22 protein-coding genes and 1 pseudogene are annotated in these 24,792 nt (G+C 72.9%); 11 read left to right on the top strand and 12 right to left on the bottom strand.

Annotated elements, in window-relative coordinates:
• Positions 1–68: 68 nt before the first annotated feature.
• The 6 genes and pseudogenes from HDA43_RS06600 to HDA43_RS06575 all read right to left on the bottom strand — a co-directional run.
• The gene (locus HDA43_RS06600) at positions 69–1,655 is read right to left on the bottom strand and encodes a fused response regulator/phosphatase (protein ID WP_179818816.1); all 1,587 of its coding nucleotides are present in this window, start codon (positions 1,653–1,655) and stop codon (positions 69–71) included.
• Positions 1,648–3,339 carry an ATP-binding response regulator gene (locus HDA43_RS06595; RefSeq protein ID WP_179818815.1) on the bottom strand — a complete coding sequence of 564 codons (1,692 nt, stop codon included), beginning with the start codon at positions 3,337–3,339 and terminating at the stop codon, positions 1,648–1,650. Before HDA43_RS06595 ends, HDA43_RS06600 begins: the two co-directional genes overlap by 8 nt.
• The gene (locus HDA43_RS06590) at positions 3,336–4,346 is read right to left on the bottom strand and encodes an ATP-binding protein (protein ID WP_179818814.1); all 1,011 of its coding nucleotides are present in this window, start codon (positions 4,344–4,346) and stop codon (positions 3,336–3,338) included. Before HDA43_RS06590 ends, HDA43_RS06595 begins: the two co-directional genes overlap by 4 nt.
• Positions 4,334–4,735: an anti-sigma regulatory factor gene (locus HDA43_RS06585; RefSeq protein ID WP_179818813.1), complete on the bottom strand. Its 402-nt coding sequence runs from the start codon at positions 4,733–4,735 to the stop codon at positions 4,334–4,336. The genes HDA43_RS06590 and HDA43_RS06585 overlap by 13 nt, the downstream gene beginning before the upstream one ends.
• Positions 4,732–5,112, bottom strand: a complete 381-nt coding sequence (locus tag HDA43_RS06580; protein WP_218911627.1) for an STAS domain-containing protein — start codon at positions 5,110–5,112, stop codon at positions 4,732–4,734. The genes HDA43_RS06585 and HDA43_RS06580 overlap by 4 nt, the downstream gene beginning before the upstream one ends.
• A gap of 143 nt (positions 5,113–5,255) precedes the next feature.
• A pseudogene (locus HDA43_RS06575) lies at positions 5,256–5,996 on the bottom strand (STAS domain-containing protein); the annotation flags it as partial.
• A gap of 811 nt (positions 5,997–6,807) precedes the next feature.
• Between HDA43_RS06575 and HDA43_RS06570 the strand changes: the two are divergent.
• The 4 genes from HDA43_RS06570 to HDA43_RS06555 all read left to right on the top strand — a co-directional run bounded on the left by HDA43_RS06570 (position 6,808) and on the right by HDA43_RS06555 (position 12,738).
• On the top strand, positions 6,808–8,016 hold the full coding sequence (locus HDA43_RS06570) for an amidohydrolase family protein (protein ID WP_179818810.1): 1,209 nt from the start codon (positions 6,808–6,810) through the stop codon (positions 8,014–8,016).
• Positions 8,017–8,268: 252 nt separating this feature from the next.
• The gene (locus HDA43_RS06565) at positions 8,269–9,117 is read left to right on the top strand and encodes a DegV family protein (RefSeq protein ID WP_179818809.1); all 849 of its coding nucleotides are present in this window, start codon (positions 8,269–8,271) and stop codon (positions 9,115–9,117) included.
• Positions 9,118–9,292: 175 nt separating this feature from the next.
• Positions 9,293–10,315 (top strand): ComEA family DNA-binding protein, encoded by a 1,023-nt coding sequence (locus HDA43_RS34805; RefSeq protein ID WP_312873057.1) that lies wholly within the window; start codon positions 9,293–9,295, stop codon positions 10,313–10,315.
• Complete coding sequence (locus tag HDA43_RS06555) at positions 10,312–12,738, top strand: ComEC/Rec2 family competence protein (RefSeq protein ID WP_312873056.1); 2,427 nt, start codon at positions 10,312–10,314, stop codon at positions 12,736–12,738. Before HDA43_RS34805 ends, HDA43_RS06555 begins: the two co-directional genes overlap by 4 nt.
• Positions 12,739–12,777: 39 nt before the next feature.
• On the opposite strand, the gene HDA43_RS06550 is transcribed toward HDA43_RS06555, so the two are convergent.
• Complete coding sequence (locus HDA43_RS06550) at positions 12,778–12,990, bottom strand: hypothetical protein (RefSeq protein ID WP_246423915.1); 213 nt, start codon at positions 12,988–12,990, stop codon at positions 12,778–12,780.
• Positions 12,991–13,145: 155 nt separating this feature from the next.
• On the opposite strand from HDA43_RS06550, the gene holA reads away from it, so the two are divergent.
• Positions 13,146–14,117 (top strand): DNA polymerase III subunit delta, encoded by a 972-nt coding sequence (gene holA, locus HDA43_RS06545; RefSeq protein ID WP_179818808.1) that lies wholly within the window; start codon positions 13,146–13,148, stop codon positions 14,115–14,117.
• Between the two features lie 239 nt (positions 14,118–14,356).
• On the opposite strand, the gene rpsT is transcribed toward holA, so the two are convergent.
• Positions 14,357–14,629 carry a 30S ribosomal protein S20 gene (gene rpsT / locus HDA43_RS06540; protein ID WP_179818807.1) on the bottom strand — a complete coding sequence of 91 codons (273 nt, stop codon included), beginning with the start codon at positions 14,627–14,629 and terminating at the stop codon, positions 14,357–14,359.
• A gap of 148 nt (positions 14,630–14,777) precedes the next feature.
• Positions 14,778–15,776, bottom strand: coding sequence for a glycoside hydrolase family 18 protein (locus HDA43_RS06535; protein ID WP_179818806.1), 999 nt, complete (start codon positions 15,774–15,776; stop codon positions 14,778–14,780).
• A 30-nt stretch (positions 15,777–15,806) separates the two neighbouring features.
• Between HDA43_RS06535 and lepA the strand changes: the two genes are divergently transcribed.
• Both lepA and hemW read left to right on the top strand, forming a co-directional pair.
• Positions 15,807–17,687, top strand: a complete 1,881-nt coding sequence (gene lepA, locus HDA43_RS06530; protein WP_218911626.1) for a translation elongation factor 4 — start codon at positions 15,807–15,809, stop codon at positions 17,685–17,687.
• Positions 17,688–17,812: 125 nt separating this feature from the next.
• Positions 17,813–19,024 (top strand): radical SAM family heme chaperone HemW, encoded by a 1,212-nt coding sequence (hemW, locus tag HDA43_RS06525; protein ID WP_179818804.1) that lies wholly within the window; start codon positions 17,813–17,815, stop codon positions 19,022–19,024.
• Between the two features lie 18 nt (positions 19,025–19,042).
• On the opposite strand, the gene HDA43_RS06520 is transcribed toward hemW, so the two are convergent.
• Positions 19,043–19,858 carry a DUF3097 domain-containing protein gene (locus HDA43_RS06520; RefSeq protein WP_179818803.1) on the bottom strand — a complete coding sequence of 272 codons (816 nt, stop codon included), beginning with the start codon at positions 19,856–19,858 and terminating at the stop codon, positions 19,043–19,045.
• Between the two features lie 160 nt (positions 19,859–20,018).
• Between HDA43_RS06520 and hrcA the strand changes: the two genes are divergently transcribed.
• Genes hrcA through HDA43_RS06505 form a run of 3 tightly spaced genes read left to right on the top strand, consistent with a single transcriptional unit; the run spans position 20,019 to position 22,976 of the window.
• Positions 20,019–21,032 carry a heat-inducible transcriptional repressor HrcA gene (gene hrcA, locus HDA43_RS06515; protein ID WP_179822877.1) on the top strand — a complete coding sequence of 338 codons (1,014 nt, stop codon included), beginning with the start codon at positions 20,019–20,021 and terminating at the stop codon, positions 21,030–21,032.
• Between the two features lie 12 nt (positions 21,033–21,044).
• The gene (dnaJ, locus tag HDA43_RS06510; protein ID WP_179818802.1) at positions 21,045–22,187 is read left to right on the top strand and encodes a molecular chaperone DnaJ; all 1,143 of its coding nucleotides are present in this window, start codon (positions 21,045–21,047) and stop codon (positions 22,185–22,187) included.
• 57 nt (positions 22,188–22,244) lie between these two features.
• Positions 22,245–22,976, top strand: coding sequence for a 16S rRNA (uracil(1498)-N(3))-methyltransferase (locus HDA43_RS06505; protein ID WP_179818801.1), 732 nt, complete (start codon positions 22,245–22,247; stop codon positions 22,974–22,976).
• A 25-nt stretch (positions 22,977–23,001) separates the two neighbouring features.
• Here HDA43_RS06505 and HDA43_RS06500 read toward each other — a convergent pair whose 3' ends face one another.
• Positions 23,002–23,655, bottom strand: coding sequence for a hypothetical protein (locus HDA43_RS06500; protein WP_179818800.1), 654 nt, complete (start codon positions 23,653–23,655; stop codon positions 23,002–23,004).
• Positions 23,652–24,131 (bottom strand): SigE family RNA polymerase sigma factor, encoded by a 480-nt coding sequence (locus HDA43_RS06495; protein WP_179822874.1) that lies wholly within the window; start codon positions 24,129–24,131, stop codon positions 23,652–23,654. The genes HDA43_RS06500 and HDA43_RS06495 overlap by 4 nt, the downstream gene beginning before the upstream one ends.
• A gap of 286 nt (positions 24,132–24,417) precedes the next feature.
• On the opposite strand from HDA43_RS06495, the gene HDA43_RS06490 reads away from it, so the two are divergent.
• A complete protein-coding gene (locus HDA43_RS06490; RefSeq protein ID WP_179822871.1) occupies positions 24,418–24,768 on the top strand; it encodes a histidine triad nucleotide-binding protein in 351 nt (116 codons plus the stop codon).
• Positions 24,769–24,792: the final 24 nt, after the last annotated feature.

Genomic DNA, 24,792 nt, shown 5'->3' with positions numbered 1-24,792 from the left:
CCGCCGTCCCGGGCGGCCTTCGTACGGTCCCAAGCCCCTTCGTACGGTCCCGGGGCCTTCGTGCGGTCTCAGGCGGTCTTCGTGCGGCGGAACGCCACGAGGGCGACGTCGTCCTCGCGGGCGCCGAACTGCCGGATCAGCCGGTCGCAGAACGGCTCCAGGCCCTCGTCGGACGCCTCGGCCATGGACCGCACAATCTCCAGGCTCTCGTCGAGCAGTTTGTCGCGGTCCTCGATGAGCCCGTCGGTGAACATCAGCACGGACTCCTCCTCGCCCAGGGTGAGCCGGTCGACGCGGTAGGTCTCGTCCGCCACCCCCAGCAGCAGGTTGCCCAGACCGTGGTAGCGGGTCTCGCCGCCGATCAGCAGCGGCGGGATGTGCCCCGCGTTGGCGATCTCCATCTCGCCGGTCGCCGGATCGATCAGGACCAGGCACACGGTCGCGGTCATGCGCTGGTGGTAGCACCGCAGCACGTTGTTCAGCAAAGCCATGGACGCGCCCAGGTCCACGGGGCCGAGCAGGGAGGCGCGCAGCGCGTGGCGGAGCTCCGCCATGACCGTCGCGGCCAGCAGGGAGTGCCCCTGCACGTCGCCGATGGCCAGCAGGACCTGGTCGCCCAGCCGCAGCACCTCGTAGAAGTCGCCGCCGACCTCGATGTTGTCGACGGCCGGCTGGTAACGCCAGCTGATCTCCAGTCCCGGGGTCTCCGGGATCCGCGCCGGCAGAAGACTCCGCTGCAGCGTCAGGGCGATCGCGTGCTCCTCGGCGTAGGCGCGGAGGGCGTCGGCGGTGAGGGCCAGGGCCTGGCCGAGCTGGCGCAGGATGTTGGTCTCGTCGGGGTCCAGCGGCGGGGCCGCGTACACCCCCAGGCAGACCGGCGGGCGGCCGACCTTGGTCCGGCAGAACACGGCCGTGGCACTGCCGCCGTCGTCGACGCCGGCGTCGGGCATCATCTTCAGCCACTCATCCGCCGGGGCCGTGAACACCTGGGTCCCCGCGGCGTTGCCCAGCGACATCGCGCCGATCCGGCGCAGCAGGTCGGGAGCGACGGCCCTGGAGACGGCCACGGTGGACGGCGGCATCACGGCGAACCTGCGGGTCCGGCCGTCCGGCGGGATCGCCAGCGCCCCGGCGCGCCGGCCGAGGATCCGGGAGGCGCCCTCGACGGCCGTGCTCAGCAGGGCCTCGAAGGTGTCGGCGGAGTTCATCTCCAGGGTGACCTCGGTGAGGGTCGCCAGCCGGTCCGCCATCCGCTCGGCCCGCTGCCGGGCGCGGTAGTAGCGCAGCGTCGCCTCGACCGTGGCGGCGAACTCGTCCGGCTCGACCGGCTCGGCGAGGTAGGCGTCGGCCCCGCGTTCCAGCCCCTGTGTCCGGTCGGCGGGGGTGATCGCCGCCCCGGAGATCTGGATGACCGGGATCGAGGACGTCGCCTTGTCGGCCTTGATCCGCTCGCAGACCTCGTAGCCGCTCATGTCGGGCAGCCGTACGTCCAGGACCACCAGGTCGGGGCGGAGGTCCCGGACCTTGCCCAGCGCCTCCACGCCGCCGGTGGCCTGCAGCACCTCGTGCCCGGAGCGGCGCAGCCAGCTGGACAGGATGTAGAGCTTGGTCGGTGTGTCGTCCACGACCAGCACGGTCGCCGGTCCGTCAGGCATCGTCACGCCCCAGGGTCTCTCGTACGGTCTCCAGCAGGTTTTCCTTCCGCAGTCCCTGCTTGGACAGGACCCTGCTGACGCCCTGGGGGTACTGGTGGGAGGTCGCGAGGGTCACGACGATCACCGGCACGTCGCGGAGCCGCTCGTCGGAGGCCATCCGCTCGATCAGCGCCGCGCCGTCGAGGCGGGGCATGAGCAGGTCCACCAGCGCGAGGTCGGGCCGCTCGTGCGTCATCATCTCCAGCGCGACCTCCCCGTCCGGGGCCTCGTCGACGTGGGCGGCGAACCCGGCGAGCATGCGCCGCACGGTGGCCCGGAACTCCTCGTTGTCGTCGACGACGAGGATCCGCCCGATCACCGGCTCCCCGTCCTGCGGGTGCGGCAGCCGTACGGTGACCCGGGTGCCCTCGCCGAGGGCGCTGTCCAGTTGGAGCGTGCCACCCATCGCCTCGGCCAGGCGGCGCGCGTACGGCAGGCCGAGGCCGGTGCCCTTCACCTGCACCTGGATCGGTCCCGGGACCTGGAAGAACTCCTCGAAGACCCGCTCCAGGTGCTCCTCGGGGATGCCGACGCCGGTGTCGGTCACGGTGAAGACCATCTCCTGGGTGGGGGCGTCGGCCCGCACGTCGAGCCTGACCTCGCCCTCCTGGGTGAACTTCAGCGCGTTGGACAGCAGGTTCCGCAGGATCCGGGTGAGCATCACCTCGTCCACCAGCATCTCCGACGCCTCGCCGGGGGCGTCCACCGAGAGCGTGATCCGGTCGTTCCCGCTGGTGGGGCGCAGCGTCATCCGCAACCGCTCGGTCAGCGCGACGAGGTCGACCCGGGACGGGTGCGGTTCGAGCCGCCCGGACTCGGCCTTGGCCATGTCGAGCAGCTCGCTGACCATCGTCAGCAACGTCTCGGCCGAGGAGCCGATGAGCTGGATCTGGTGATGCTGCTCCTCGGCCAGCGGCTCGCCCCCGGGGCCCACCAGGAGCCGGACGAGGCCGATGATCGAGTTCAGCGGGGTGCGCAGCTCGTGGCTGACCGTGGCCCAGAACCTGTTCTTGGCGTCGCTCGCCGCCCGGAGCTGCCGGGACTTCTCGTCGAGCTCGGCGTACAGGGCGACCACGCCGCGGTTGGTCTCCTCCAGCTCCTCGGAGAGCTGGTTGTACAGGGCGACCACGCCCTGGTTGGTCTCCTGGAGCTCGGCGTTGAGCTGCAGGACCTCCTGGAGGGTCTCGGCGAGCTCGCGGTTCTGCTGCCGCAGCTCGTCGACGGCGGTCGCCGGTGTCAGCCTGGCGAGCCGCGCGCGGATCTCAGCCACCGAACGGTCGGGCCGCCCCGCGGGAAGCCGTTTCAGCATCGTCACCCGTCCCCCGGCGGGGTCGAACTCGATCTCGTCGAGGAGACGCCCCGCCAGCGTCACGCCGTCCGCCGACCGGAAACCGGTTGTCGTGGGAAGGTCAATGGTCACGACCAGGGCCTCGCCGTCCAGCAGGAACGCGGCGTACGCCTCGCGGCCCTCGCCCAGCACCTCCCGGCTGATCTCGCTCAGCGCGGTGGCCACCCGGATCTGGTCCTGGGGTGTCAGCCCGACCGCCTCCGCCGCCTCGCGGCCGAGTTTCCGCATGACGAAGATGTCGGAGTCGTCGCGGACGCGGATCCGGATCAGCTCCTCGCCGGCCGTCCGGCCCGTCATTCGCCGGTCCTCACCGCGACCACGCAGGCGTCGTCCCTGCGGGTCCCGGCGTCCCGCAGCAGCGTGGCGGCGACGACGGAGGGGGAGCGGGTGACGAGCCCCGGATAGGAGGTGATGTCCCACCGGTCCGACAGCCCGTCGGAGTGGAGCACGACCACGCCTTCCGGTGGCATGTCGTATTCGTACTGGCGCAGGGTACGGGCCTGGTGCCCGGCGATGCCCGGCACCGAGATCATCCCCTGGCGACCGTCCTGGGAGGCGATCCAGGCGGAGACGTTGCCGAGCCCGGCGAAGGTGATCCTGCCCGCGGCCCGGTCGATGCGGGCCACCGCCGCGGCGCCGCCCCTGGTCTGCCGCATGCCGCCGTGCAGCCGTTCGAGGATGGTGACCGGGGACTGGTCCGCGTCCTTCAGGAACAGCCGCACCGCCTCCTGCGACGCCTGGGCCGCGAAACCTCCGTGCCCGAGCCCGTCGCAGAGCATCACGGTCGTGGTGGTGCCGGTCTCGACGATCGCGAACGCGTCGCCACAGACCATCTCCTCACCGATGGGGCGAGTGACCCCGCTGACCCGGGCCTCGGGCCGCGGGGCGCCGCGGGTGGCGAAGTACATGCCGAGCACAGTGCCCCGGCCGGGCATGGAATGAACCTCGTACCCGTTGGCCATACGGGCGATGCCGCCGAGGCCGATGCCGAGGGTGCCCGTGGTGGAGTAGCCGTCGCGCAGGGCGCGGGTGACGTCGCGCATGCCCGGACCCCGGTCGAGCGCGACGACCTCGATCGCCTCGGGCATCTCCGGGTGCGGCCGGATCAGCATGACCCCCTCGACCGCGTGCTTGACCAGGTTGGACGCCGCCTCGCTCACCGCGACCGCGACCCGCCCGGCGTCCTCCTCACCGAACCCCCGCGCCTCGGCGAGCGCGACCGCGACCCGCCGCAGGGCGCCGATCGCGCTGGCGTCCTCGGCCCGCCGCCAGGTGTCGTTCTGGGAACGGATCACCTTGCCCATTTGGTCACCGTCACCAGCGTCCCCTCGCCGGGAGCCGACTTGAGCTCGAACTCGTCCATCAGCCGGCGTGAGCCGCTGAGCCCGAGCCCGAGCCCGCCGCCGGTGGTCCACCCGTCGGTGAGCGCCTGGTCGAGGTCGGGAATGCCGGGGCCGTCGTCGCTGAAGGCGAGCCGCAGGCCCCGTCGCACGCCGTTGTGCACGACCTCGATCCGAACCTGCCCGCCCCCCGCGTAGACCAGGGCGTTACGGGCCAGTTCACTGGCCGCGGTCACGACCTTCGTCTGGTCGACGAGAGAGAGGCCGACCTCCACGGCGGCGGTCCTGACGCGCTGACGGACCAGCACGATGTCGCTGTTGCCGTGGATGGGCAGCTCGGCGGGGGCAGTCACCGTGCTGCCGTGGCGATCTCGGAGCCGTCGATGTGGTTCAGCAATGCGACACCCTTTTCGAGGTTGAGGGCGGTGCGCACGCCGCCCAGCGAAAGGCCCAGCTCCACGAGGGTGATCGCCACGGCGGGCCGCATGCCCACGACGACCGTCTCGGCGTCGAGCATGCGGGAGATGGCCGCGATGGTCGCCAGCATGCGGCCGATGAACGAGTCGACGATCTCCACCGCGGTGATGTCGATGATCACACCGCGGGCGCCGGTCTCCACCACCTTGTTCGCCAGGTCCTCCTGGAGCGCGAGCACGCTCTGGTCCTGGAGGTCGATCTGGATGGAGACGATCAGGATGTCGCCGAGCTTGAGGACGGGTACGCGATCCATCATTCCTCCACGGTCCGCAGGGCGACGCGGGACCCGCGATTCCTGACGATCTCGACGCCGCTCTCGCGCAGCGCGTGGGCGAGGGCGTCGGCGAGCGTGGCCTTGGTCACGATGTCGCCGAACTCGATGCCCAGCGTGACGATGGTGTGGGCGATCTGCGGGCGGATGCCGGAGATCACGCACTCGGCGCCCATCAGCCGGGCCGCCACCACCGTCTTGAGGAGGTGCTGGGCGACCTGGGTGTCCACCGCGGGCACACCCGTGATGTCGATGACCGCGTGCTCGGAGCCGGTGTCCACCAGCGTCTGCAGCAGCTTCTCCATCACGACCTGGGTCCTGGCCGAGTCGAGCGTGCCGACCAGCGGCACGGCGACGATGCCCTCCCAGAGCTTGACCACGGGAGTGGAGAGCTCGAGGAGCTGCTCGGCCTGGTCGAGGATGATCTTCTCTCGGGTCGCGCTGTAGGTCTCCATGGTGAAGAGGCCCAGGTCGTCGACGAGCCGGGAGAACCAGAGGAAGCCCTGCAGCGCCTCGGAGGAGCCGTCGTCGCCGACGCTCTCGTAGATCGCCTCCTTCAGCCCGAACACCACGGTGGCGGTCTCGGTCGGGGTGAAGCCCTGGCGGGCGCGGTTGCGGGAGAGCTCGGCGAGCAGCCCGCGCAGTTCGCTGGAGCCGTCCGGGTCGCCGGAGTCGCCGAAGGACCGGACGAGGGCGTTGTAGAGTTCACGAAGCTGACCGTTGAGGTTTCCACGGTCGACGTGCCCGCTGGAGGAAGCTCCCGCTATCTCGAGCCAACGCCTGAAGATCTGGTCTTCGTGCGTGGCCAGAAGTGTTTCGATGCGATGCCGACCGGCGTCCGCGGAGACCGACAAGGTAGCTCCCATGCTTACAGCTGACGGGTGGTTCCACGAAAGATTACATGCTGGGCCCCACTTCGATGGCATTTTTGCTGGTAGGGGGGCTTGGCGGAGGAGAGGGAGCGCCCCGGGGCCGTCGCGCGGGCCCGTCGTGACGCCCTCGGTCCTCCGCCGTGCGGAGCCGTACGCGCGGGATGGTTCCGCGGCGCGCGGGCCGTACGCGCCGGGTGGTTCCGCGCCCGCCGGGGTGACCGTTTCCGGCCACGCGCCGGAGGCGTCCTCGTCGCCGCGGGTGCTCAGGCTAGATATTCCGCCGGCCGGGTTTCAATGGTTTCGCTTGCGGCCGGGGGCCTTGATGGAATGGACTGAGGGTTCCGAGAAACCGTACAGAAGTTGTTAAAAGCGACATTTTCCCGCCGAGGGCGAGGTCGCCATGATAAAAACTTCGGCAAGACGGCACGCCGGAAGGTATCCCGGGGTCCGCTGTTACGGATGAGGAAAAAGTGGCCTGAGCTGCGAGAGGGCCCCTCACTCCGGGCGCGGCTCCCGGGCCGGCCGGTGGGCGGTGGTCACGGTGAAACGGCGTTCTTCCCAATTAGCCTGTACAGCAAGCTCACTTGTGAAATAACGTAACTGAACTGAAATCGCCTGATCATGATCCCGGCGCCACCGCCGCCCCACCAACGAGCAAGCGGATAAGAGCAGGAGACCCCCCGATGTCGTCCGGATGCACAGCGATCCCGGCGGGCACGGCGTCCGGCACCGGCCGGGGCGGCCCGGCCCGGCCGCGACAGGTCTCCTCCCCGACGCCTCCCCCCGCGCACAAGGCGGTGATGCGATGACGGTCCGCCTCCTGACCAACATCGGCCGGCTCTGGACCGGCAACGACGTCTGCAGCAACGGCGCGATCCTCGTGCACAACGACCGGATCGCCTGGGTCGGCCGCGCGGCCGACCTCCCGCAGAGCGTTCCCGGTGTGGTGGACGACATCGTCGACGTCGACCACGTGGAGAACCTCGGCGGCGCGCTGGTCACCCCCGGCCTGATCGACGCTCACACCCACCCGGTCTACGCGGGCAACCGCTACGCCGAGATGGCGATGCGCTCCAGCGGCTCGTCGATGTCCGCGATCACCGCCGCCGGCGGCGGCGTCGGCTCCACCGTCACGGTGACCCGCGGCACCGACCCGTGGACCATGTGCAACGGCGTCCGCGAGCGCCTGCGCGAGTGGCTGCTCAGCGGCACCACCACCGTCGAGGCCAAGACCGGCTACCACCTCACCCGCGACGGCGAGCTGGCCGACGTGCGGCTCCTGCGCGAGCTGGAGAAGGAGCCGATGATGCCGCGCGTGCACGTCACGTTCATGGCCGCGAACGTCGTCCCTCCTGAGTACTTCGGCCGCCAGCGCGACTACGTCGAGGCCGTGGGCTCCTGGTGCGCCGACGCGGCGGCGGCCGGGGCCGACAGCGTCGACGTCTACTGCGACGAGGGCCACTTCACCACCGACGAGGCCCGCTGGGTGCTCGCCTCCGGCCGCAACGTCGGCCTGCTGCCCCGCATCCACGCCGGTGTCCACAGTCGCCGCGGCGCCGTTCAGCTCGCCGCGGAGATGGGCTGCGCGTCGGCCGACCTGCTCCACCACACCTCCGACGACGACATCGCGCTGATGGCCAGGTACGGCGTTCCCGCCGTGGTCTGCCCGGGTACCGCCCTCCAGCACGGCAGCCTGCCCCCGGTGCGCCGGATGCTGGGCCAGGGCGTCACGGTCGCGCTCGGCAGCGACCACAACCCCGGCCACTGCGGCATCACCTCGATGTCCCTGGTCATCAGCCTCGCCGTGGCGGCCTTCGGCATGAGCGTCGGCGACGCGCTCCGCGCGGCCACCCTCGGCGGAGCCACCGTCCTGGGCGCCCCCGACCGGGGCGTCCTGGCCCCCGGACGGCTGGCCGACATCGTCCAGTGGGACGCCGACCACGAGGGCGCCTTCGCCTGGGCCTTCGGCCTCAAGCCCCGCCGCGTGTGGCGCGGCGGCGTCCCGGTCCAGTGACCGTCCAGGTCCGGTGACCGTCCAGGTCCGGTGAACGGGCCGCTCCGGCGATCGGGGTGGTCCGGTGGACGGGCCGCTCCAGCGATCAAGGCGATCCGGCGATCCGGTGATCGAGGCGGTCACCCGGGTGGCCCGGTGAGCGGGGTGGCCCGGCGATCCCGTGATCGGGCCGGGCCGGTCACCGGGACGCCGCCCGCCGGGTCCGGCGACGGCGCCCCGCATCCGGCCGGTCCCGCCGGGTAATCTCGGCATATGCCGCCATCGGTCGCCGTCGTCACCGACTCCACCGCCTACCTCCCCGAGGAGGCCGTCTCCCGCCTGGGGATCACCGTGGTGCCGCTGCAGGTCGTCGTCGGCGGCAGAGGGCTCGACGACGTGGCCCAGATCGACGGCGCGGGGATGAGCGACGCGCTCGGCGAGTGGGCTCCGGTGACGACCTCCAGGCCCGCGCCCCAGCGCTTCGCGGACGCCTACGAGGCCGCCGCAGCGCGGGGCGCGGCCGGGATCGTCTCCATCCACCTGTCGGGGGAGATGTCCGGCACGGTCGAGGCGGCCCGCGCCGGGGCCGAGGACTCGCTGGTGCCCGTCGAGGTCGTCGACAGCGAGTCGATCGCCATGGGCCTCGGCTTCCCTGTCCTCGCCGCCGCCGAGGCCGCCGCGCGGGGCGCCACCCGTACCGAGGTGGCCGACGCCGCCCGCCGCCGCATGAAGGCGACCCGCAGCTTCTTCTACGTCGACACCCTCGAACACCTGCGCAGGGGAGGCCGGATCGGCGCGGCGGCCACGCTGCTCGGCTCCGCACTGCGGACCAAGCCGCTGTTGCACATCGCCGACGGCGTGATCGTCCCCCTGGAGAAGGTCCGCACCGCCTCCCGGGCCATCGCCCGCCTGGAGGACCTCGCCGTCCAGGCCGCGGGGAGCGGTCCGGTGGACATCGCCGTCCAGCACCTCGCCGCGGAGGACCGTGCCGGCGCCATGGCCGCGCGGCTGCCCCAGCGCGTCCCCGGACTCGCCTCGGTGACCGTGGTGGAGGTCGGCGCGGTGATCGGCGCCCACGTGGGCCCCGGCATGCTGGGCCTGACGGTCTCCCCGCACTGCTGAACCCCTTACCCGGCTTCCTCCGGCGTAGGGCCTTGGGAGCCCGCGTCTCCCCGCGGCGCCGGGACCGGGCGGAACCGGGCGGGGCTTTTCCACAGGCCGTCCCGGGAGGGCGGGTTGTCCCCAGAACGGGATTCGGCCCGGATGCGGTCGGCGAGGCCGCCGTAGCGTCCCGGATGTGCGGATCACCGACCACGACACCGAGCGGTTCCGGGCCGAGTCGCGGCTGCGGGCGCTGACAGCGCCCGTCCCCACCGGCCCGCCCTCACCCGGCCCGTTCCGGCCGGGCGACCCGTTCACGCCGCCCGCCAGCTCGCTCCCGCCGGGCGGCCCGTTCGCGCCGCCCGCCGGTCCGCTCCGAACTGGAGGCCCGCTCCGGTCCGGCGGCCTGTCTCCGCTCGCGGACGATCCGTCCTCGCCGGGTGCTCCTCCGCCCGGCGGTCCCGCCGCGCGCCCGCGTTCCGCACCCGTCCCCCCTTCCGTCCCCACCTCCTTCGAGGCCCTCCGCACGGCCATCGCCGCGCAGGCCCCCGCGCTCGCACCGAGCGGCCCCGGCCTGCGCCTGCTCCTCCTCGTCGCCCTGGCCGCGGCCGTCGCGGGCGGTCTCTACGCCTGGCGGTCCCAGCCCCGGCCCGAACCGCTCACCCCGCCCGTCCCCGTCTCCGGCGCTCCGCTCGCGGCTCCGGCGCCCCCGCCTCCCTCCGCATCGCCTGACCTCGCGCGGCAGGGCCCGGAGCCGCCGGGGCCGGGTGCCGCGGGAGCCGGCCGGCCCCCCGGAGCCGTCCCCGAGGTCGTGGTCCACGTCACCGGCAAGGTCCGTCGTCCGGGTGTGATCACCCTGCCCGTGGGTTCCCGGGTCACCGACGCGGTCCGGGCCGCCGGGGGCGTCCGCCGGGGGGCCGGCACCGGCCACCTCAACCTCGCCCGCAGACTCGTCGACGGCGAGCAGATCGACGTCGGCGCACCGGGACCCGCCGCCGCGCCGCCGGCCGGGGCCGATCCCGCGGAGGCCGTCATCGACCTCAACACCGCCACCCCGCAACAGCTCGAACAGCTGCCGGGCGTCGGCGAGGTGCTGGCCCGCCGCATCGTCGAATACCGCGACGGGCACGGCGGGTTCCGCGCCGTGGAGCAACTCCGCGAGGTCAGTGGCATCGGCGACCGGAAGTACGCCGAGATGAAGGACAGGGTACGGGTGTGACGCGGTTTCTCGGCCGGAGGGACCGGATGCGGGGTGTGGCGCGGACCCCCGACGGGAGGGACCGGGCGGAGGGTGTGGCGCGGATCCTCGACCGGACTCCGCGGCTCGCCCTGCCCGCACTCGCCTCGTGGGCGACCGCCCTCGTCCTTCTGGGCTGCCCGGCCCCGGCGGGCGCCGTCACCGCCGTGCTCGCCGCCGCGGCTGCTCTCGTTACGGCCGCGGGCGCGCGCGTGCTGAGAGCGCACCCCGCCTGGCGGAACACGGCCCTCGCGGTGCTGGGCTGCGTCGCCGCGGTCGCCGGGACGGTGGCGTTCCGGGTCCACGCCGTCGGCACGGGCCCGGTGGCCGAGCTCGTCAGGAGCGGAGCCCCGACGGGGATCGAGGCGGTGCTGACGGGAGACCCCCGGGAGCTGCCCCGGCGCGCGGGCCCCTACCGCGGGGAGAGCTTCGCGGTGCCCGCGAGGGTCGAGTCGGTCGAGACGGCGCGCGGCAGGGTGGCGTTGCGCGCCCCGGTGATGCTGCTCACCACGGGCGGGGAGTGGCGGCCGCTGCTGCCCAGCCAGCGGGTCGCCGTCCGTGGCCGGTTCGTCCACGCGGACTCCGCCGAGCTGCTCGCCGCCGTGGTGCTCGTGCGCGGGCCGCTGCGGGTCCTGGGCGCGCCCTCCTGGGAGCAGCGGGTGGCCGGGGCGCTCCGCTCCGGCCTGCGGGAGGCCGCCGCGGTGCTGCCGCCCGACGAGCGCGGTCTGCTGCCCGGACTGGTGGCCGGTGACGTCTCCGGGATGGACCGGCAGGTCACGGCCGACTTCAAAGCCGCCGGGCTCAGCCACCTCACCGCGGTCTCCGGAGCCAACCTGGCGATCGTGGCCGGAGCGGCGATCGCCCTGGCCCGTGTCGCGGGGCTCCCCCTGCCGGCCAGGGCGGTGCTCGCGGCGGTGGCCATGCTCTCCTTCGCCGTGGTGGCCCGGCCGTCGCCCAGCGTGCTGCGCGCCCTCGTCATGGGCCTCGTCGCGGTGGTGGCGCTGGGCACCGGCCGGTCCCGCGACGGGGTGGCGGCCCTGTCGGCGACGGTCCTCGGGCTGATCCTCTTCGACCCCGTCCTCGCCCGCTCCTACGGCTTCGCGCTGTCGGTCTGCGCCACGGGCGGCATCCTGCTCCTCGCACCGCGCTGGCGCGACCGCCTCGCCACCCGGCTGCCCCGCTGGGCGGCGGAGGCGGTCGCCGTGCCCGCGGCGGCGCAGGCCGCCGTCACCCCCGTGCTGGTCCTGATGGCCGGGCAGCTCGAACCGGTGGCGATCCCGGCGAACCTCCTCGCCGGGCCCGCCGTCGCGCCCGCCACGCTGATCGGGTTCCTCGCCGCGCTGGTCGCCCCCGTGCAGATGGATCTCGCCCGGCTGCTGGTCCGCCCTGCGGGGCTGGCCACCGGGTGGATCATCGCGGTGGCCGGGCGGGCCGCCGGGCTCCCGCTGGCGGTGATCCCGTGGCCGGGCGGCGTGCCCGGTCTGGTGGCGCTGGCCGTCACCGTGCCCGCCGCCGTCCTGGTGCTGCGTCACCGGCGGCCGCGCCTGGTCGTCCTCGCCCTGGCGGCCGGCGCGGCCGTCGCGGTGGCCGTGGCCGGGCCGGCCGTGTCCCGCTGGCCGCCCGAACGCTGGCTGCTGGTCGCCTGCGACGTCGGCCAGGGAGACGCCCTCCTGGTGGCCGCCGGCCCCGGGCGGGCCGTGGTGGTCGACGCCGGGCCCGATCCGGTGTCCACCGACCGGTGCCTGCGCGCCATGGGGATCCGCCAGGTGCCGCTGGTCATCCTCACCCATCCGCACCTCGACCACATCGGCGGCCTGGACGGGGTCCTCCGGGGGCGCGAGGTGGGAGCGGTGGTCGTCACCCCGCACGGGGGATCCGGGCCCGGGCGGCTCCGGCTGAGCGGCGACCTCGCCCGCCGGCGGATTCCCGAGTGGGCGGCGCGGCCGGGCGTGAGCTGGACCTTCGGCCCCTCCCGGCTCACGGTCATCGGCCCGCCGGAGGGCGCGCCCGCCGCCGGCGGAGGGGAGGAGACGGCCGTGAACAACGCCAGCGTCGTGGTCCACGTGAGCTGGGCGGCGGGGTCGGCGCTGCTCAGCGGGGACGCCGAGACGGAGGCCCAGGCGGAGCTGCTGCGGCGGGGCCTGCCCAGGGCCGACGTCCTCAAGGTCCCCCACCACGGGTCCGCCAGGGGCGACCCCGGGTTCCTCGCGGCCACCGGTGCCCGGGCCGCGCTGATCAGCGTCGGGGCGGGCAACGACTACGGTCACCCCGCCCCCGCGACCCTGGCCCGGCTCGGTCACCTGGGCGTGCGGGTCTACCGCACCGACCTGTCAGGAGACCTCGCCGTGGTGGCCGGGAAGGACGGCCTGGCGATCGTCGTCAGGGGGCGCGGTCCACCGCCGTAAGGCCCCGCCGGATTCCGCCGGGCGCCTTCCGGCCCCGGCTCAGGTCAGAGCCGGGGCCGGGGCCAGAGCGGGGGGCGGAGCCAGGGCCGAGGCAGAGGCCGGGGCCGGGCGGCGGAACTCGGTGTTCACGTCGGCGGCGTAGACCGAACGGCCGCAGCACGCGCAGCGGTACACGACGGGCCCCTCGTCAAGGGGCGACCCGCAGCGCGGGCAGGTGTTACGGCAGACGGCGGAGCGCATCATGGGGTTCATCGAAACTCCTTGAGCGTGGAGACCCCGGGCTTCAGCCGTGGGGAGGATGTCAACTCCTTCGGCTGCTCCACAGCGTGCCCGAGGACGACCGCGTCCGGGTCGCGAACGGCTTGCTGATTGCGATTCGGTCACCCGCACGTGGCATGCTGCTGGGCATGGCGGCGAACGACCCGGCACGGGTGACACTGGTGGTCGGCGACGAGGAGTTGCTGGCCGATCGCGCGGTGGGCGAGGTGATCGCGGCGTGCCGTGCCGCCGACTCCGGCGCGGAGGTCCACGACCTGGTCGGGTCGAAGGTCGAGCCGGGGGAGCTGACCCGGCTGTCCTCGCCGTCGCTGTTCGGCGGCGGGACCGTGGTGGTGATCCGCTCCGCCCAGGACCTCGTCAAGGACGTCGTCACCGAGATCGTCTCCTACACCGCCCACCCGGCCGAGGACACCGTGCTGGTGCTCGCGCACGCCGGCGGGGCCAAGGGCAAGGCGCTGGCCGACGGCGTCAAGAAGGCCGGCGCCCACGTGGTCACCGTCACGAAGCTGACCAAGCCGGCCGAGCGGCTGGCGTTCATCAGGGCCGAGATGAAGCGGGCAGGGCGGTCCATCGGCGCGGACGCGGCGGCCGCGCTGCTCGACGCGGTCGGCAATGACCTGCGGGAGCTGGCTGCGGCCTGCAACCAGCTCGCCTTCGACACCCCCGGCAAGACCATCGACGAGGCCGCCGTCGCCCGCTACCACCGGGGGCAGGCGGAGGTCAGCGGGTTCACCGTGGCCGACTCGGCCGTGGAGGGCCGGCTGGGGGACGCGCTGGAGCAGCTCCGCTGGGCGCTGGCCACCGGCACGGCCCCGGTCCTGCTGGTCAGCGCGCTCGCGGGGAGCCTGCGCTCGCTGGCCAAGGTGGGCGGCGCCCCGCGCAACCTGCGGGGCGGGCAGCTCGCGAGCCACCTCGGCATGCCGCCGTGGAAGATCGACCGGACCAGGAAGCAGCTGAACGGCTGGGGCCCCGAGGGCATCGCCCGCGCCCTGCAGGCCGTCGCCGCGGCCGACGCCCAGGTCAAGGGCGGCGGCGCCGACCCGGCCTACGCGCTGGAGCACATGATCCAGACCGTCGTCGCCAGCCGTACCGGTCGGTAGGTTCTGTTCCGTGGATCCCCGCCGCAGGCGGGACGATCCACGGAACGGGACCCGGCCGCCCCGGCCGGCGCCGGCACGGGACCGGGGCGTACGAACGGCCGCCCCGGCCCGCTCACGGTACGCGGCGGACGCGGTGGGCGGCCAGCGGCCCGGAGGCGGGCGGGGCGGGATGCGAGGTGGGCCGGAAAAGCCGGAGCACCGCGGCCCCGAAGGGACGCGGCGCTCCGAAAGAACCGGGATTACTTGGCGGCCGACAGGGCGGCGACGCGCTGGGCGATCGCCGACTTGCGGTTGGCAGCCTGGTTCTTGTGGATGACGCCCTTGCTGGCGGCCTTGTCCAGCTGGCGGGAGGCGGCGCGCTGCAGCACGATGGCCTCGTCGACATTGCCCTGCTCGGCGGCCTCGCGGAACTTGCGGATCGCCGTCTTCAGGGACGACTTGACAGCCTTGTTACGCAGCCGGGCCTTCTCGTTCTGCCGGTTGCGCTTGATCTGGGACTTGATGTTCGCCACGAAGAAGCCTCGGTGAAAGTTGTCGGAGTGGGGCGCGCGGGCAGAGAGGGCGCGCCACACGCAGTTGAACAGGCTACCAACGGACCGGACGATCGCTCAAATCGACAGCCGGGTCAGAAGGATGCCCGACAAGCTTACCCTTCTTTCATCAGGGCCGGAACCAGAACCGCCGGTATTCCTCCCAGTCCTGTTCCGTGGTGGCGAAGTCCACGTACAGCGCCAGCCCGAACCGCTCGCGGCGCTCGCCGTGGGCGGTCAGCGCCAGCCGCGCGCCCCGCGCCGCCGTCGCGACGCTCTCGGCCCCGTCGGACCACGACATGGCGTGGTCGTGGTAGGCGGGCGCGCCGATGAGCAGCGTCTTGTCCGGGGGCACGAGGTCCAGGGCGAAGACGGCCTGCCGTACGACGTGGCCGCCGTAGAGCAGCTCGGAGGGGAGGAAGGAGTCGTAGGTCATGATCGCGACCTGGTCGACGCGGGCCGCGACCTGGCGGAAGTAGTCCGGCGACCAGTACTTGTCGTGGCCGATGACGCCCCGCACCACCGGCCGGGTCAGCGGGAACGGCTCGATCTGCGGGGTGGAGGTGGACAGTGGGCCGCCGCCGAGGACCGGGCGGGTGCGCTCCAGCAGGTCCAGGAAGTCGGCGTCGCCGTCGCCGACCGGCTCGAAGTTGTAGTGGACGCCGTCGAAGCCCAGCGCCATGACCGAGCGGGCGCTCTCCACGACCCGGTCCCGGACGGCCCGGTCGTCGAGGTCCAGGAAGCCGTCCACCTTCTGCCCGAGCCACGCCGACACCCGCACGTCCGGCAGCTCGGCGTGCCACCGCTTCACGAAGTCGCGCGCCCCGGGACTCCGGTCGGGCAGCGAGCCGTCGGCGTTGAACGGCCCGGTGTGGACGTACACGTCCCGGATCCCGGTCCGGCGCAGCCGGTCGGCCAGGCGTTTGAGGTCCGCCGCGCTCTTGCGGCCGTCCACCCAGGCGTGGCCCAGCCACAGGGCGTCGTGGCCGCTCGTCTTCGCCCAGGACGCCGGGGTCCCGGTAAACTGCAGGGTGAGGGTGGCCGCGGCCACCCCCGGGAGCACAAGGAGGACGGCCGCCACCACCGCGAGAAACCGCAGGCCGCGCCGTGCTCTGGTCCGGGCAATCACCCGGACATGTCACCATGGAAGACGGCTGGGATGCCAGCCGTAGATCTCGTCAATACTGCGAAACGGACACCGGTGCGCATTCAGCCTGGCCAGACCGATCCCGCGGTGATCCGCAATTTCTGCATCATCGCGCACATCGACCACGGCAAGTCCACCCTTGCCGACCGCATGCTGCAGATCACCGGCGTGGTCGACGACCGCTCCATGCGCGCCCAGTACCTCGACCGGATGGACATCGAGCGCGAGCGCGGCATCACCATCAAGTCGCAGGCGGTCCGGCTGCCGTGGAAGGCCGGCGAGACCGACTACGTCCTCAACATGATCGACACTCCGGGGCACGTCGACTTCACCTACGAGGTCTCCCGGTCGCTGCAGGCGTGCGAGGGCGCGATCCTGCTGGTCGACGCGGCGCAGGGCATCGAGGCGCAGACGCTGGCCAACCTCTACCTGGCGATGAACGCCGACCTGACGATCATCCCGGTGCTCAACAAGATCGACCTGCCCGCCGCCCAGCCGGAGAAGTACGCCGCCGAGCTGGCCCACCTCATCGGCTGCGAGCCGGAGGACGTGCTGAAGGTCTCCGGCAAGACCGGCGAGGGCGTCCGGGAACTGCTGGACCACGTGGTCCGGCAGGTGCCGGCCCCGGTCGGCGACGCCGACGCCGCCGCCCGCGCGCTGATCTTCGACTCGGTCTACGACACCTACCGCGGCGTGGTCACCTACGTCCGCGTCATGGACGGCCACCTGGGCAAGCGCGAGCGCATCCAGATGATGTCCACCGGCGTCTCGCACGAGACGCTGGAGATCGGCGTCATCTCGCCGGAGCCGAAGATCGCGGAGAAGGGCCTGGGCGTCGGCGAGGTGGGCTACCTCATCACCGGCGTGAAGGACGTCCGCCAGTCGCGGGTCGGCGACACGGTGACGTCGGCCGCCCAGGGCGCCACCGAGCCGCTCGGCGGCTACGAGCATCCCAAGCCGATGGTCTTCTCCGGCCTGTACCCGATCGACGGCGACGACTACCCCGAGCTGCGCGAGGCCCTGGACAAGCTCCAGCTCAACGACGCCGCCCTGGTCTACGAGCCGGAGACCTCCGCCGCCCTGGGCTTCGGCTTCCGCTGCGGCTTCCTCGGCCTGCTCCACATGGAGATCGTCCGTGAGCGCCTGGAGCGGGAGTTCAACCTCTCGCTCATCTCCACCGCGCCCAACGTGGTCTACCGGGTGATCATGGAGGACGGCAAGGAGGTCGACGTCACCAACCCCTCGGAGTTCCCCACCGGCAAGGTGGACAAGGTCTTCGAGCCGGTGACGAAGGCGACCGTGCTGGTCCCGTCGGAGTTCATCGGCGCCATCATGGAGCTCTGCCAGAATCGCCGGGGCGCCCTGCAGGGCATGGACTACCTGTCCGAGGACCGCGTCGAGATCCGCTACACCATGCCGCTCGGCGAGATCATCTTCGACTTCTTCGACCAGCTCAAGTCCCGCACCCGCGGCTACGCCTCGCTCGACTACGAGCCGCACGGCGAGCAGGAGGCCGAGCTGGTGAAGGTCGACATCCTGCTCCAGGGCGAGGCCGTCGACGCCTTCAGCGCCATCGTCCACAAGGACAAGGCGTACGGCTACGGCGTGGAGATGGCCAAGAAGCTGCGTGAGCTCATCCCGAGGCAGCAGTTCGAGGTGCCGATCCAGGCCGCGATCGGCGCCCGGGTCATCGCCCGCGAGAACATCCGGGCCATCCGCAAGGACGTCCTCGCCAAGTGCTACGGCGGCGACATCTCCCGTAAGCGCAAGCTGCTGGAGAAGCAGAAGGAAGGCAAGAAGCGGATGAAGATGGTCGGCAGGGTGGAGGTCCCCCAGGAGGCCTTCGTCGCCGCGCTGTCCACCGAGTCCTCCTCCGAAAAGACCAAGAAGTAGGGTCTCCGCCGCCCGCCGCCGGGGGAGCGGCGGGCGGGGTCCCGGCGATCGGCGCGTACGACGAGGCCGCCCGGGCGGTGGGGGCGCGGTACCGGGCATCCGTCCCGGGGCGGCAGACTTGACCCGTGCCATCCACACTTCCCGACGGCGACCCCGTACCGGCCTCCGGCCGGCTCCCCGGCAGCGCGCTGCGCGGGCTCGGTGAGCGGCCGTTCGGCTTCTACGTCCACGTGCCGTTCTGCGTGACCCGCTGCGGCTACTGCGACTTCAACACCTACACCGCCTCCGAGCTGGGGCCCGGCGCCTCGCACGCCGACTACGCCGCGACCGCCGTCGCGGAGGTGCGGCGGGCGCGGGCCGTCCTCGGCGACGCGGACCTGCCGGTCGAGACGGTGTTCTTCGGAGGCGGCACCCCCACCCTGCTGCCCGCGGCCGACCTGGTCCGCATCCTCGGCGCGATCGACGAGGAGTTCGGGCTCGCCCCCGGCGCCGAGGTGACCACCGAGGCCAACCCCGAGTCGGTGGACCCGGCCTACCTCGCCGGGCTGCGCGATGGAGGGTTCACCCGGGTGAGCTTCGGCATGCAGAGCGCCCGCGAGCACGTGCTGCGGGTGCTGGAGCGCCGCCACACCCCGGGCCGGGCGGCGCACGCCGTACGAGAGGCCAGGGAGGCCGGGTTCGGCCACGTCAACCTCGACCTGATCTACGGCACGCCCGGCGAGAGCGACGACGACTGGCGGGACTCGCTGGCCGCGGCGATCGAGGCGGGGCCCGACCACGTGTCGGCCTACTCGCTGATCGTGGAGGACGGCACCCGCCTGGCGGCCAGGATCAGGCGCGGCGAGCTGCCGATGCCCGACGACGACGTGGCCGCCGACCGCTACCTCATCGCCGACGCCATGCTCGCCGAGGCGGGCTTCGGCTGGTACGAGGTGTCCAACTGGGCGACCTCGGAGGCCGCGCGCTGCCGGCACAACCTCCTCTACTGGACGGGCGGCGACTGGTGGGGCGTCGGTCCCGGCGCGCACAGCCACGTGGGCGGCACCCGCTGGTGGAACGTCAAGCACCCGGCCGCCTACGCCCGCCGCCTGGCCGAGGGCGTCTCGCCCGCCCACGCCCGCGAGGTGCTGTCGGCCGAGGACCGGACGGTCGAGCGGCTGATGCTGGAGCTGCGGCTCGCCCAGGGCTTCCCCCTGGCGGAGATCGAGCGGCCGCCGGTGGTCGCCCGGGCACTGGCCGACGGGCTGCTGGAGGTCGAGCCGTTCAAGGCGGGCCGGGCGGTGCTGACGCTGCGCGGCCGGCTGCTGGCCGACGCCCTGGTCCGCGACCTCACCTGACCGCGCCGGCCACCGGTCTCAGCCGTCCTCCTGCGGGACGGTCACGAAGTCGATGAGCCGCTCGACCGGGCCGAGGAGCTCCGGCTCCAGGTCGGCGTAGGTGGTGACCGAGCCGAGGATGCGCCGCCAGGCGTCGGCCGGGGCGAGGTCCCAGCCCAGGGCGGCGATGACCCCCTCCTTCCACGGCACGCCGCGCGGCACCCGCGGCCAGGCGCCGATGCCCAGCACCGACGGCTTGACCGCCTGCCAGACGTCCACGAACGGGTGCCCGACGACCAGCACGTACGGCGAGGCCACCCGGTCGGCGATCCGGCTCTCCTTGGATCCGGCGACCAGGTGGTCGACCAGCACGCCCAGGCGGCGCTCCGGGCCCGGCCCGAACTCCTCGACGATCTCCGGCAGGTGATCCACCCCTTCGAGGTACTCCACCACCACGCCCTCGACGCGCAGGTCGTGGCCCCAGACCTTCTCCACCAGCGCGGCGTCGTGCACGCCCTCGACGTAGATCCGGCTCTCCCTGGCCACCCGGGCGCGCAGGCCCTCCACGGCGACGGAGCCGGAGGCGCTGCGCCGCGGGGCGCGGGGCGCGGCGGCCGGCCGTACCAGGGTCACGACCCGGCCCTCCAGCAGGAACGCGGCCGGCTCCAGCGGGAACACGCGCCGCCGCCCGAAACGGTCCTCCAGGGTGACGGCCTCCTTGTCGCAGGCCACCACGGCGCCGCAGAAGCCGCCGTCGGCGTCCTCCACGACCAGGTCGATCTCGGCGGGGACCTGCGGGATCGTCCCCCTGCCCGGACGCCGCCAGTCACCCGCCAGCACGTCGCGCTCGTACACGCCGGCCGCACCTCCTCGCACCTCGCCGATCAAGGGGACGCTAGCAAAGGGCCGTCGCCTTATCGCACCCCGTCGGCAAGAGCCGTACACTTGGCACTCGGGAACACAGAGTGCCAGACTCCGCGTTCCCGGTTCGGCGCAGGGCAAGGAGGTGAGCACGTTGGTCGATGACCGCAGGCTTGCGGTGCTTCGGGCCATCGTCGAGGACTACGTGTCCACCAACGAGCCGGTGGGGTCGAAGGCGCTCGCCGAGCGGCACAACCTCGGCGTCTCGCCCGCCACCATCCGCAACGACATGGCGGTGCTGGAGGAGCAGGGATACATCGCCCAGCCGCACACCAGCGCGGGGCGGGTGCCCACCGACAAGGGCTACCGGCTGTTCGTCGACCGGCTCTCCCAGGTCAAGCCGTTGTCGGGCGCGGAGCGGAGAGCGATCGAGAGCTTCCTCGCCGGCGCGGTGGACATCGACGACGTCGTGACCCGCACGGTGCGGCTGCTGGCGCAGCTCACCCGCCAGGTCGCCGTGGTGCAGTACCCCACGCTGACGCACTCCACGGTCCGGCACGTCGAGCTGGTCCCGCTGAGCGAGCGCCGGCTGATGTTCGTCCTCATCACCAACACCGGCCGGGTCGAGCAGCGCGTCGTCGAGCTGCCCGAGGTGGTCGACGAGACCCGCGTCGCGCACCTGCGCGCGACCCTCAACGCCTCCCTCGACGGCTGCGGGCTGACCGAGGTCCCCGACAGGGTGGCCGACCTGCCCTCGCGGCTCCCGGCCGAGGACCGCCCGCTCGCCGCCACGATCCTGTCGGTGCTGCTGGAGTCGCTGGTCGAGCGGCATGATGAGAAGATCGTCTTCGCCGGGGCGGCCAACCTCGCGGGAGCCGACCTCAGCGTCGGCCTCCGCGACGTGCTGGAGGCCCTGGAGGAGCAGGTCGTGCTGATGCGCCTGCTCGGAGAAACCTCGGACCTGTCGGCGCTGACGGTGCGGATCGGCTCGGAGAACCCCTACACCGGTCTCCAGGGCACGTCCATCGTCGTCGCCGGGTACGGTTCGGGGGACAAGCAACTGGCCAGGCTCGGCGTGCTGGGCCCGACGCGAATGGACTACCCGGTCACGATGGGCGCGGTGCGCGCGGTGGCACGCTACGTCAGCCAGATCCTGGCTGCATCCTAAGAGGTCAACTAAGTGGCTAAGAGCGACTACTACGGCACCCTCGGGGTACGCCGTGACGCCAGTGCGGAGGAGATCAAGAAGGCCTACCGCAGGCTGGCGCGCGAGCTGCACCCCGACGTGAACCCCGATCCTGAGACGCAGGAGAGGTTCAAGGAGATCACGCAGGCCTACGAGGTCCTGTCCGATCCCAGCAAGCGGCAGATGTACGACATGGGTGCCGACCCGTTCGCTCCCGGCGGGGGCGCGGGCGCCGGGGGCTTCGGCGCGGGTTTCCCGTTCAGCGACATCATGGACGCCTTCTTCGGCGCGGCGGCCGGCGGCGGCGGTCGCGGGCCGCGCTCGCGCGCCCGCCGGGGCCGCAACGCCACCATCCGGGTGGAGCTGGACCTGCGCGAGGCGGCCTTCGGCACCACCCGTGAGCTGGTCGTCGACACCGCCGTGCTCTGCGAGGTCTGCTCGGGTGCGGGCGCCGCGCCCGGCACCCACCCCGACACCTGCGACATGTGCCACGGCCGCGGCGAGGTCTCCCAGGTCACCAGGTCCTTCCTCGGCCAGGTCATGACGTCCCGGCCCTGCCCCCAGTGCGGCGGCTTCGGCTCGATCATCCGCAACCCCTGCCAGGAGTGCTCCGGCGACGGCCGGGTCCGCACCCGGCGGACCATCAAGGTCCGCATCCCCGCGGGCGTGGAGGACGGCACCCATATCCAGCTCGCCGGCGAGGGCGAGGTCGGCCCCGGCGGCGGCCCGCCCGGCGACCTGTTCCTGGAGATCGTCGAGCGCCCGCACGATGTCTTCGAGCGGCGAGGCGACGACCTGCACTGCACCGTGCAGATCCCGATGACCGCCGCCGCGCTCGGCACCATCCTGGTCATGGAGACCCTCGACGGCGCCGAGGAGCTGGACATCCGGCCCGGCACCCAGTCCGGTCAGACGATCCCGCTCTACGGCCGCGGCGTCCAGCGGCTCAACGAGACCGGCCGCGGCGACCTGCTGGTCCACGTCAACGTCGAGACCCCCGCCAAGCTCGACCCCGCCCAGGAGGAGCTGCTGCGCGAGCTGGCCAGGCTGCGCGGCGAGGAGCGCCCGCCCGGCAAGTTCGCCCCGGGCCAGCAGGGCTTCTTCTCCCGCCTGCGGGACGCCTTCAATGGCCGCTGACCCTCGGCGGGGCGCGGGCGGCGCGTCCCGGGCCCGCCGCGGCGTCCCCGCCGCCGCATGACGGCGCCGGTCTTCCTGGCCGACCCGGCCGACCTGAGCCGGGAGGGGTTCACGCTCGCCGGTCCTGAGGGCCGGCACGCGGCCGCCGTACGGCGGCTGCGCGCCGGGGAGCGGCTCGACCTGACCGACGGCGCGGGCGCCGTGGCCGAGTGCGTGGTGGACGACGCCGGCAAGGACTCCCTGCGGGTGCGGGTGCTGCGCCGCTACGAGGTGCCCGCGCCGCGTCCCCGCCTGGTCGTCGTCCAGGGCCTGCCCAAGGGCGACCGGGGCGAGCTGGCCGTGGAGATGATGACCGAGGCCGGGGTGGACGTGATCGTGCCCTGGGCCGCGGCCCGCTGCGTCACCCAGTGGAAGGGGGAGCGGGCGGCCAGGTCGCTGGCCCGCTGGCGGTCCACGGCGCGGGAGGCGGCCAAGCAGTCGCGCCGCTTCCACCTGCCCGAGGTGACCGACCTGGCGAGGACCGCCGAGGTCGCCGCCCTGCTGTCGGCGGCGGCGCTGGGCGTCGTGCTGCACGAGGAGGCCGCTTCGCCGCTGTCCGGCCTTCCGCTGCCGGCCGACGGGGACATCGTGGTGGTCGTCGGCCCCGAGGGCGGGGTCTCCGAGGAGGAGATCGCCGCCTTCCGCGCCGCCGGGGCCGCGCCGGCGCTGCTCGGGCCGACGGTGCTGCGCACCTCGACGGCCGGGGTCGCGGCCGTGGCGGTGCTCCAGGCGCGCACCGGCCGCTGGTAGGCGACCGGCGGCGGATCGCCGCCGGTCAGTGGCTCACCGGGGTGGGCGCGCCCTCGCTCGGCGTGGGAGGCTGCTCGTCCGGCTGGGGGCAGCCGGACGGCGGGCACGGGCTCTCGGACTGGCCGGTGGGCTCGGGCTCCGCGGTCGGCGTGGCCGGGCACTCCTCGGAGACGTCGCCGGGCGCCGTGTCGTCCGCGGGCGTCGTGGGGCAGCCGTCCGACGGGGTGGGCTCCGGCGTGGGGGTCGCCTTGGGCGTGGGGGTCGCCTTCACGCTCGGCGCCGTGCTCCTGGAACGCTCGGTCGGCTCCGGCGGGGGCGGGGCGCTGGACGTCCTGGGGACGACCGGGACCCGGTTGTCGTTGTTCGCCGGCGGGCGCGAGGTGGCCGACATGTCGGGCGCGGTGGACTGGGTGAAGTTCACCTCGCCGCTGTAGACCTCCTGGATCACCTGCTCGCGCAGCTGGGGGACCATCATCACGACGGTCGCCGCGACAAGGACCGCTCCAGCGACGGAGGCGCCGGCGCGCCACCACACCAGCCCGCGGAGTCCGCGGAGCCCGCGACGCTCGATCCGGGCCCGGATGATCTCCAGTCCGTCGGGGGAGGGAACGACCGAGTTCGCCTCCGCGTTGAGGGCACGGCGCAGCAGCTCGCCGTACTCATCGGGGGACTCGGTCATGACAGTTGCTCCAGTGTGGTTCGTAGGGCGGCCATGCCGCGAGCCGTGTGGCTCTTGACCGCGCCTTTGCTGATTCCCATCGCGTCGGCGATCTGTGCCTCGGACAGGTCGCCGTAATAGCGCAGGACCAGTGCCTCGCGCTGCCGGGCGGGCAGGGCGCGCAGCGCCTCGATGACGGCGGAGCGCTCGAACTCGCCGATCGCGCCGTTCTCGGCGCTCGGCGCGTCCGGCATGCCCTTGGGGGCGTACTTCTCCACGACCGCCCGGTGCCGCAGCACCGAACGAGATCGGTTGACGACCGATTGGCGCAGGTAGGCGAGTGCCTTGTCGGTGTCGCGCAAACGGCGCCAGGCGCCGTGGATGGCGACGAACGCGTCCTGCACGACCTCCTCCGCGGTTGCCACATCGCGGACGAGCAGAACAGCGAGACGCACGAGCGACCGATAGTGCGCGCTGTAGAGCGCGGTCACGGCCATGTCGGCGTCCCAGCCGACGGGCACCGCCCCGAGCGACCTGTCGGCCAGGAGGGTCTCGGTGGTCACATCAGTGGGACGCTCGGCCTTCCCAGAGGGTTTACGCTCTTCCGGTTCATTAGGGGGCATGACCCAGTCGTGTCCTCGGCCCGGCGGCCATGTCGTGCGAATCGCAATGGTCTGTAGTTGTTGAAGTTTCGCACATCCACCATATCCGTGTGGATCTTTCCGCGCCGGGGATGGACCATCACCGATTGGCAACGCCCGGACCGGATAGGGTGCCCGCATGGTGAGTGAAGCCGACTGCCTGTTCTGCAGGATCGTGGCCAAGGAGATCCCCGCGCGGATCGTTCACGAGACCGACCGCACGCTGGCCTTCCGTGACGTCAATCCGCAGGCGCCGACCCACGTTCTGGTGGTGCCGAAGGACCACTACCCCACCGCCGCGGCCCTGGCCGCCGCCGACGACGGGCTCACCGACGAGGTGATCAGGGCGGCCCACGAGGTCGCCGAGCAGGAGGGGATCGTCGAGTCCGGCTACCGGCTGGTCTTCAACACCGGCCCCGGCGCCGGTCAGACCGTCTTCCACGTGCACGGACACGTGCTCGGCGGGCGCGGCCTGAACTGGCCGCCCGGCTGACAACCGGGAGGCGTCACGGGGTCC

Origin of the sequence: Streptosporangium sandarakinum (assembly GCF_013409935.1) — a bacterium.
Taxonomy (GTDB): Bacteria; Actinomycetota; Actinomycetes; order Streptosporangiales; family Streptosporangiaceae; genus Streptosporangium; species Streptosporangium nondiastaticum.
This window is presented reverse-complemented; position numbering and strand designations above follow the sequence as displayed.

Bases quoted from the DNA above. Each gene is read 5' to 3' on its own strand.
- HDA43_RS06595 (WP_179818815.1), bottom strand. From the start codon at position 3,339: ATGACGGGCCGGACGGCCGGCGAGGAGCTGATCCGGATCCGCGTCCGC.
- HDA43_RS06600 (WP_179818816.1), bottom strand. From the start codon at position 1,655: ATGCCTGACGGACCGGCGACCGTGCTGGTCGTGGACGACACACCGACC.
- lepA (WP_218911626.1), top strand. From the start codon at position 15,807: ATGCCAGCCGTAGATCTCGTCAATACTGCGAAACGGACACCGGTGCGC.
- HDA43_RS06505 (WP_179818801.1), top strand. From the start codon at position 22,245: ATGACGGCGCCGGTCTTCCTGGCCGACCCGGCCGACCTGAGCCGGGAG.
- HDA43_RS06565 (WP_179818809.1), top strand. From the start codon at position 8,269: ATGCCGCCATCGGTCGCCGTCGTCACCGACTCCACCGCCTACCTCCCC.
- HDA43_RS06580 (WP_218911627.1), bottom strand. From the start codon at position 5,112: ATGGATCGCGTACCCGTCCTCAAGCTCGGCGACATCCTGATCGTCTCC.
- HDA43_RS06550 (WP_246423915.1), bottom strand. From the start codon at position 12,990: ATGAACCCCATGATGCGCTCCGCCGTCTGCCGTAACACCTGCCCGCGC.
- holA (WP_179818808.1), top strand. From the start codon at position 13,146: ATGGCGGCGAACGACCCGGCACGGGTGACACTGGTGGTCGGCGACGAG.
- HDA43_RS06495 (WP_179822874.1), bottom strand. From the start codon at position 24,131: ATGGCCGTGACCGCGCTCTACAGCGCGCACTATCGGTCGCTCGTGCGT.
- HDA43_RS06500 (WP_179818800.1), bottom strand. From the start codon at position 23,655: ATGACCGAGTCCCCCGATGAGTACGGCGAGCTGCTGCGCCGTGCCCTC.
- HDA43_RS06590 (WP_179818814.1), bottom strand. From the start codon at position 4,346: ATGGGCAAGGTGATCCGTTCCCAGAACGACACCTGGCGGCGGGCCGAG.
- HDA43_RS06570 (WP_179818810.1), top strand. From the start codon at position 6,808: ATGACGGTCCGCCTCCTGACCAACATCGGCCGGCTCTGGACCGGCAAC.